Consider the following 7,903-nt stretch of genomic DNA (forward strand, 5'->3'; position numbering starts at 1 on the left):
GCCGAAGCCCACCCCACCCGCACCGGAGAACCGGAGGCTCCCGTGATTTCCCCGCAGCCCGTCACCGACTTCCTCTGGGCGCGCTGGAAGACCAAGACCGTGGCCGCCGCCGTCGAACTGGGCGTGTTCACCGCGCTCGCCGCGGCCCCGCTGCCCGCCGCCGCCCTGCGCGACCGGCTCGGCCTGCACCCCCGCCCGGCCGCCGACTTCCTCGACACCCTCGTCGCGCTCGGCCTGCTGCGCCGCACCGGCGGCGGCTACGCCGACACCCCCGAGGCCGCCGAGTACCTGGACGCCGGCAAACCCGCCGACTACCTCGGCGACGCCTTCCTCGCCGAGTGCGCCGGCGCCGCCGACGACCTGGTCGGCGTCCTGCGCACCGGCAAGGCGCCCGGCGGCGCGCGCGACGGGCGCGACTTCTACGCGGGGACGTACGCCACGGCGGGCTCCGCCCGCGCCTTCCAGCGGTCGATGACCGCGCTCAGCACCGGCCCGGCCCGGGCCATCGCCGAGCGGTTCCCCTGGCACCGCTACGACAGCCTGGTCGACGTCGGCTGCGCGGAGGGCGCGCTGCCCGGCCGGCTGCTGCTCCGCCACCGCCACCTCACCGCCGTCGGCTTCGACCTGCCGCCCGCCCGCGAAGGGTTCGAACGCTACGTCGCCCGCCTCGGAGTGGCCGACCGCGCCGCGTTCTGGCCGGGCGACTTCTTCAGCGACCCGCTCCCCTGGGGGGACGTCGTCGTGCTCGGGCACATCCTGCGCGACTGGACCGAGGAGGAGCGGCTGCGGCTGCTGGAGAAGGCGTACGCGGCCCTCCCGCCCGGCGGCGCCGTCCTCGTCTACGAGGCGTTCGTCACCGAGGAGCCCCCCGGCGACGGCACCGCCCTCCTCCTCAGCCTCATGGCGCACGCCGAACGGCCCGGCGGCTCCGGCTGCACCGGCGCCCAGTGCCGCGAGTGGCTGCGCCGCACCGGCTTCCGCGACACCTACGAGGAGCGCCTGGACGGCCCCCACTCGATGGTGGTCGGTGTCAAATGACCGCCACCCACCCCGCGGGACCCGGCCCGGCCGGAACCGACACGCTGATGTTCTGGAACCTGTACGAGGCGGGCATCGAGCGGCTGCACGGCCGCGACGAGCGGTGGCACGCCCAGTGCGCGCTGGTCGCCGCCCTCCGCCCGCGCGTCCTGCTCACCACGGAGGGCTGGGGCTGGCACCGCGACGGCGGCCGGCTGTTCGAGGACGCCAAGGCCGCCTTCGGCATGGACGGCACGCTGTTCCCCGCCAAGACCGGCTGCCACCAGGCCGTCTTCTGGCAGCGCGACATCGCGTGCGTCGACCGCGAGCACCCCGGCCCCGAGCTGGCGCACTGGCACGGCCACGGCCTGGTCACCCTCCGGCTCCCCGGCTGGAGCACGCCGCTGCGCGTCCTCGTCGCCCACCTCGACCCGTTCAGCCCGACCGGCCGCCGGATCGAGGCCGACCACCTGCGCCACTACGCGGACCCGGCGCTGCCGCCGCTGGTCGCCGGCCTGGACGCCAACAGCCTGCCGCCCGGCGACCCGGAGCCCGACTGGAGCCGCGTCCCGGTCCACCGCCGGGCCGACCACCTACTCGACGGCACCGGCCGCTCCGACCGCGCCCCGCTGCGGACGCTCCTCGGCGACCCCGCCGACCCCCTGCTCGTCGACGCCGGCGCCCACCTCGGCGACCGCTCGCCGACGTTCGGCACCGTCCCGCCGGCGGAGGGGGAGCGCCGCATCGACGTCCTCCTGCTGTCCCCCTCGCTCGTGCCCCGGCTGGCGGGCTACGCGGCCCCCGACCCGTGGCCCGCGCCGCGCGACGGCCGCCCGCCCGCCTCCGACCACCGGCCGGTGACCGTCCGGCTGCGCCGCGGGTGACCGGCCCCGTCCACCTCCCGAAAGGCGGTGCCCTGTGCGCCACGACGCCGTGATCTTCGACCTCGACGGCACCCTGGTGGACTCCGTCCGCCCCGACTTCCTCGCGTGCGAGGCCCTGTTCGCCGAGTACGGGGTCCCGCTGCCGCGCGCGCTGTGGGCCCGCGAGGTCTGCGGGCGGCCCGAGGGCTACCCCCGGCTGTTCGCCCGGCTGCGCGACCGGTACGGCGGCGGGGCGCCGGACGACGCCCTGCTGCGGCGCCGGCTGGCGGCCCACTGGGACGTGTTCATGACCCCCGACCACGTCCGCCTGCTGCCGGGCCTGCCCCACGTCCTGGAACAGGCCCGCGCCGCCGGGCTGCGCCTGGGCGTGGCGTCCTCGTCGGACGGCCCCTGGGTACGCCGGTGGCTCCGCCACTACGGACTCGACCGGTACGTCGACGCCGTCGTCACCGGCGACGACGTGCCCCGCCGCAAGCCGGCGCCCGACGCGTACCTGGCGGCGGCGGCCGCCCTGGGCGCGGCGCCGGCCCGGTGTGTGGCCGTCGAGGACTCGCTCACCGGCGTCACGGCCGCCCGGGCCGCCGGCATGACGGTCGTGGCGGTTCCCACCGCCCTGACCCGCGACCTCGACCACACGGCCGCCGACCTCGTGGTGTCCGGCCTGCCGGCGGTGGACTTCACCCGGCCCCGACTGCTCGCTCCCGGTGCGAAAGAAACTCTCCGCGCGCATGACGTTTTCGGTGCGCAAGACGAACGTGAGGTGACGTTGTGATCGAGAAAGTCCAGGAATCGGTTTCCCTGCTGTCGCGACGGGAGCGCGAAGTTCTCGTGCACCTGGCGGAAGGCCACACCTATTACCGGATCGCCCGCCGCATGGGCCTGAGCGTCCATACCGTCGACACCTATCTGCGGCGCATCCGCGGCAAGACCGGCGCCACCACCCGCGTGCACCTCATGATGCTGGCCCTGTGCGCGGCGCAGTACACCGGTCCGCGAGCGGAACCGGTCCCGGAATCCCGTGACTTTGCCGCCTGACGCGCGGACGGCAGAGTAATTCCCGTAAGCGGCACGGAAGAACGCGAAAACCGGGCCGCCCGATCGATCCGTCACCAGAAGAGAAGGAGATCCTCATGAAGAAGATCGAGCTCGCAGCCAAGCCCGTCGAGGCCCGTTCCATCCTGCTCCACCGCCACCGCTGATCCACCGGCAGGCAGAGTCGACCGGGGGCCGGGAGCACCATCCCGGCCCCCGGTCGGCGGTGAGGGGAGATGATGATGGACACGACGTCAGCCCAGCCGGTCGTCGACCTGATGTGGGCCCACTGGAAGACCAAGACCCTGCTGAGCGCCCTCGAACTCGGCGTGTTCCGGGAACTCGTCCCCGGGCCCCTCACGGCCGCCGAACTGGCCGGGCGCACCGGGGTCCACCCCCGCGTCGCACCGGACTTCTTCGACGCCCTCACGGCGCTCGGGCTGCTCGACCGGCACGGCGAGCGGTACGCGAACTCCCCGGCCGCCGCGGCCTACCTGGACCCCGGCGCGGAGGAGGCCTACCTCGGCGGCGGCTTCCTGGCGCGCAGCGCCGGCATGGCCGACGAACTCACCGGGGTCCTGCGCACCGGCCGGGCGCTCAACGGCGCGTCGACCGGCCGCGACTACTACGCGTCCCTCTACCGCACGTCCGAGCAGGTGCGCGTCTTCCAGCGCGACATGACGGCCCTCAGCCTCGACTCCGCGCACGCCATCGCCGAGCGCTTCCCCTGGCAGCGCTACCGGACGCTCGCCGACATCGGCTGCGCCGAAGGCGCGCTGCCCGTCCGGGTGCTGCTCCGCCACCCCCACCTCACCGCCACCGGCTTCGACCTGCCGCCCGCCCGCGAGGGCTTCCTCGACTACACGCGGCGGCACGGCCTGGAAGACCGGACCGAGTTCCGCGCGGGCGACTTCTTCCACGACGACCTGCCCGGCGCCGACGTCCTCGTCCTCGGCCACGTCCTGCACAACTGGGGCCTGGCGGAGAAGAAGGTCCTGCTGCGCAAGGCGTACGAGGCCCTGCCGCCCGGCGGCGCGGTGCTGATCTACGAGACGCTCATCGACGACGAACGCCGGAACAATGCCATCGGCCTGATCCTCAGCCTCATCATGCACATGGAGGTGCCCGAGGGATTCGACTACACGGGCGCCGACTGCACCGCCTGGCTGCGCGAGTGCGGATTCCGGGAGACGCGGGTCGAACACCTCGCCGGGCCCGAGTCCATGGTGATCGGCGTCAAAGGCGAGTGAGACAAGTGGAATTCGAGGAGATGAGGAACCGGATGGCGGCCGGAGAGCCCTATCCGGCCAACGACCCCGTCCTCCGCCCGTACCGCAAACGGTGCGAGGAACTCCTGGACCGGTTCAACGCCACCGCGCTGGCGGACCAGGCCGGGAGAAACCGGATCCTGCCGGATCTGCTGGGCTCCGTCGGGGCGGACGTGCGCGTGGTCCCGCGATTCCTCTGCGAATTCGGCTTCTTCATCACCCTCGGGGACCGGTCCCGGATCAATTTCGACGCCGTGCTCCTCGACTGCGCGCCCATCACCATCGGCTCGGACGTCCGGATGGGCCCCCGCTGCCAGCTCTACACCGCCGACCACGCGCACGACCCCGCCCTGCGGCACGGCATGTGGGAGAGCGCCCGGCCCATCGTCGTCGAGGACGGCGCCTGGCTCGGCGGCGGAGTGATCGTCCTGCCGGGCGTGACGATCGGCGCCGACACCATCGTCGGCGCCGGCAGTGTCGTGACCAAGGACCTGCCGCCCGGCGTCGTCGCCGTCGGCAACCCCGCGCGCGTCGTACGGACCCTGGACGACGGAGGGCGGCGCCCGTGACCCCGGCGGAACCCTCCCCGGCGGCCCCGCGCGCCTGGTGGCGCGACGCGGTGGTCTACCAGGTCTACCCGCGCAGCTTCGCCGACGGCGACGGCGACGGGACGGGAGACCTCGCCGGACTGCGGGCCAGGCTCCCGTACGTGGCCGAACTCGGCGCCGACGCCCTCTGGATCACCCCGTGGTACCGCTCGCCGATGGCCGACGGCGGCTACGACGTCGCCGACCACCGGTCCGTCGACCCGCTCTTCGGCACCCTGGAGGAAGCGGAGCTGCTGATCGGCGAGGCCCGGGACCTCGGCCTCCGCGTGATCCTGGACGTCGTCCCCAACCACCTGTCCCGTGAACACCCGCTGTTCCGGGCCGCGCTGGCCGCACCCCCGGGCAGCCCGGAGCGGCGCCTCTTCCACTTCCGGCCCGGGCGCGGGGAGGACGGCGCCGAGCCCCCGAACAACTGGCGCTCCGAGTTCGGCGGCCCCGCCTGGACCAGGACGACGGACGCCGACGGGCGGCCGGGGGAGTGGTACCTCCACCTGTTCAGCCCCGGGCAGCCGGACGTGAACTGGGACCACCCGGCCGTGCGCGAGGAGTTCACCTCCGTCCTGCGCTTCTGGTTCGACCGCGGCGTCGCCGGGATCCGCGTCGACTCGGCCAACCTGCTGGCCAAGGACGCGGACCTGCCGGACCTCGTGGCGCCCACCGGGCCGGGCCGGCCGGCGGGGACCCACCCGTACGTCGACCGCGAGGACGTCCACGCCGTCTACCGGTCGTGGCGGCGGGTGGCCGACTCCTACGGGGACGGCTGCCATGCGGAGGGCTCCCACCCGGCCGGCTCCCCCTCGGGGAGCCGCCGCCCGGCCGCTCCCCGCCCCGGCGGCTCCTTCCCGGGCGACCGGATCCTCCTCGGCGAACTCTGGATCGAGGACGGCGACCGCCTCGCCCGCTACCTTCGCCCCGACGAACTGCACACGGCCTTCACCTTCGCCCTCCTCAAGAGCCCCTGGACGCGGGCCGGGATCCGCGCCGCCGTGGACGGCGCGCTGACCCTCGCCGCGCGGACCGGCGCCCCGGCGAGCTGGGTGCTCGGCAACCACGACGTCACCAGGACCGTCACCCGGTACGGCAGACGGGACACGTCGTTCGACTTCGCCACCGTCACCGCCGGCGTCCCCACCGACCCGGTCCTCGGCACCCGGCGGGCGCGCGCCGCCGCCCTGCTCACCCTCGCCCTCCCCGGCTCCGTCCACCTCTACCAGGGCGAGGAACTCGGCCTGCCGGAGGTCGAGGACCTGCCGCCGGCCGTCCGGCGCGACCCGGTGTACCTGCGCTCGGGCGGCGCCGACCCCGGCCGTGACGGCTGCCGCGTCCCCCTGCCGTGGTCCGGCGACGCGCCGCCGTACGGCTTCACCCGCCCCGGGCGGGACACCTGGCTGCCGCAGCCGGACGACTGGGCGGACCGCACGGTCGCGGCCCAGGAACGGGACCCCGGCTCCGTACTCCGCCTGTACCGCCGGGCCATCCGCCTGCGCAGGACGCTCCCCGGCCTGCGGGACGGCGCCTTCGCCTGGCTCACGGCCGCGGACGGCACGCCGGAGGACGTCCTCGCCTTCCGGCGCGAGGACGTCGTCTGCGCGGTGAACTTCTCGGCCCGCCCGGCACCCCTGCCGGCCGGACACACCGTCCTGCTGTCGAGCGAACCGGAGACCGCCGGCGGCCCGCTCCCACCGCACGCGGCCGCCTGGCTGCGCCCGGCCGCCCGGGCGCCGCAGGCCGACAGACGACAGCCCCCCAGAGGAGAGAGATGACGCAGAACGGCTACGTCGCACTCGTCGATGCCAGCCCCACCGACCTGTCCGGCGGCCTCGTCGCCGCGTTCCGGAACGCCGGATACGCGTGCGTCCACGTACAGAGCACACCCGTGCGCCCCCAGCTCTACCGCTCGGTCGAGCCGGCCGGCTGCGCGGCCGAGATCGTCCACCGCGGCGACCTGGAGGAGACCCTCCGGGAGCTCTCCCGCTACCGGCCCCTCGCGGTCGTCCCGGACAGCGAGTACGGCGTCCCCTTCGCGGACCTGCTCAGCGAGCGGCTGCGGCTGCCGACGAACGGGACGGCGGGCAGCGAAGCCCGGCGCGACAAGTTCGCCATGGCCGAGAAGATCGCGGCCGCCGGGCTGCGGACCGCGCGCCAGCTCCTCGTCACGGACGCGGACGAACTGGCGGCCTGGCACGGTGAACTGAACACGAAGATCGTCGTGAAACCGGTCGGCAGCGCCGGCAGCGACGGGGTGCACTACTGCGACACCCCCGACGAGGCGGTGCGCGCCTACCGCTCCCTCGTCGGCACCGAGAACGTCTTCGGCCAGCGGAACGACACCGTCCTCGCCCAGGAGTATCTGGCCGGCACCGAGTACGCGGTCAACATGGTCAGCAGGGACGGGCGGCACCACGTCTGCGACATCTGGACCTCCACCCACATCACCGCCAACGGCGTCCTCGACCTCTGCGACGGCATGCTGCTCCTGCCGTACGAGGGAGAGGAGACCGAACGGGTCGTCCGCTACTGCGAGCAACTGCTGGACGCCCTCGGCATCCGCCACGGCCCGGCCCACGCCCAGGTCAGGATGGTCCCCGACGGACCCTGCGTGGTCGAGGTCGCGGCGCGCATGGGCGGCGGGAACCTCGCGCACTACGCGCACGCGTCCATCGGCGAGTCCCAGCTGAACTGGACCGTCGACGCCTACACCGACCCCGACCGCTTCCTCGCCCGCTGCGAGGACCGCTACCGGGTACGGCGCTTCTTCGCCGGCGCGCCGATGATCTCCCCGGTCGCGGGCACCCTGAAGGGCTACCGGCGGCTGGAGGAGCTGAAGAAGCTCGAAAGCTTCGAAGGCGTGAGGGAGTTCGTCCGCCCCGGCGAGCGTATCGAGCCGACCGTGAACGACCTCACCTACCCCCTGCTGGTCGAGCTGCGCCACGACGTCCTGGAGACCGTGCGGCGCGACCTCGCCACCGTCCGCTACCTCGACGGCCCGGACTTCTACGACGTCGCCTGACCCGCCCGGCAGGTGAGGCCGCTGCCGAGGGAGATCGCCCAGACCCAGGAGCCGGTCCGCGCGGTGTCCAGCCCGCCGGCCCGG

Annotated in this window: 8 protein-coding genes; all 8 read left to right on the forward strand. The window is 74.3% G+C overall.

Features of this window, described 5'->3' with window-relative positions:
• Positions 1 to 1,038: methyltransferase (locus tag ACSNOK_RS27625; RefSeq protein WP_436783507.1), on the forward strand; the 1,038-nt coding region annotated here is incomplete at its 5' end.
• Complete coding sequence (locus ACSNOK_RS27630; RefSeq protein ID WP_436783508.1) at positions 1,035 to 1,901, forward strand: endonuclease/exonuclease/phosphatase family protein; 867 nt, start codon at positions 1,035 to 1,037, stop codon at positions 1,899 to 1,901. The genes ACSNOK_RS27625 and ACSNOK_RS27630, both read left to right, overlap by 4 nt.
• A gap of 34 nt (positions 1,902 to 1,935) precedes the next feature.
• Complete coding sequence (locus tag ACSNOK_RS27635) at positions 1,936 to 2,673, forward strand: HAD family hydrolase (RefSeq protein ID WP_436783509.1); 738 nt, start codon at positions 1,936 to 1,938, stop codon at positions 2,671 to 2,673.
• Positions 2,670 to 2,936, forward strand: coding sequence for a response regulator transcription factor (locus tag ACSNOK_RS27640; protein ID WP_436783510.1), 267 nt, complete (start codon positions 2,670 to 2,672; stop codon positions 2,934 to 2,936). The genes ACSNOK_RS27635 and ACSNOK_RS27640 overlap by 4 nt, the downstream gene beginning before the upstream one ends.
• A 239-nt stretch (positions 2,937 to 3,175) precedes the next feature.
• Positions 3,176 to 4,183, forward strand: a complete 1,008-nt coding sequence (locus tag ACSNOK_RS27645) for a methyltransferase (protein ID WP_436783511.1) — start codon at positions 3,176 to 3,178, stop codon at positions 4,181 to 4,183.
• 32 nt (positions 4,184 to 4,215) lie between these two features.
• Positions 4,216 to 4,770, forward strand: coding sequence for a sugar O-acetyltransferase (locus ACSNOK_RS27650; RefSeq protein ID WP_436783514.1), 555 nt, complete (start codon positions 4,216 to 4,218; stop codon positions 4,768 to 4,770).
• A complete protein-coding gene (locus tag ACSNOK_RS27655; RefSeq protein WP_436783512.1) occupies positions 4,767 to 6,572 on the forward strand; it encodes a glycoside hydrolase family 13 protein in 1,806 nt (601 codons plus the stop codon). The genes ACSNOK_RS27650 and ACSNOK_RS27655 overlap by 4 nt, the downstream gene beginning before the upstream one ends.
• Positions 6,569 to 7,819 (forward strand): ATP-grasp domain-containing protein, encoded by a 1,251-nt coding sequence (locus tag ACSNOK_RS27660; RefSeq protein WP_436783513.1) that lies wholly within the window; start codon positions 6,569 to 6,571, stop codon positions 7,817 to 7,819. Before ACSNOK_RS27655 ends, ACSNOK_RS27660 begins: the two co-directional genes overlap by 4 nt.
• The last annotated feature ends 84 nt before the right edge of the window (positions 7,820 to 7,903 follow it).

It is taken from the genome of Streptomyces sp. URMC 126 (assembly GCF_051386555.1).
GTDB lineage: Bacteria > Actinomycetota > Actinomycetes > Streptomycetales > Streptomycetaceae > Streptomyces.

Excerpts from the sequence above, each read along its gene's own strand:
- ACSNOK_RS27630 (WP_436783508.1), top strand. The coding sequence starts at position 1,035 with ATGACCGCCACCCACCCCGCGGGACCCGGCCCGGCCGGAACCGACACG.
- ACSNOK_RS27645 (WP_436783511.1), top strand. The coding sequence starts at position 3,176 with ATGGACACGACGTCAGCCCAGCCGGTCGTCGACCTGATGTGGGCCCAC.
- ACSNOK_RS27650 (WP_436783514.1), top strand. The coding sequence starts at position 4,216 with ATGGCGGCCGGAGAGCCCTATCCGGCCAACGACCCCGTCCTCCGCCCG.
- ACSNOK_RS27660 (WP_436783513.1), top strand. The coding sequence starts at position 6,569 with ATGACGCAGAACGGCTACGTCGCACTCGTCGATGCCAGCCCCACCGAC.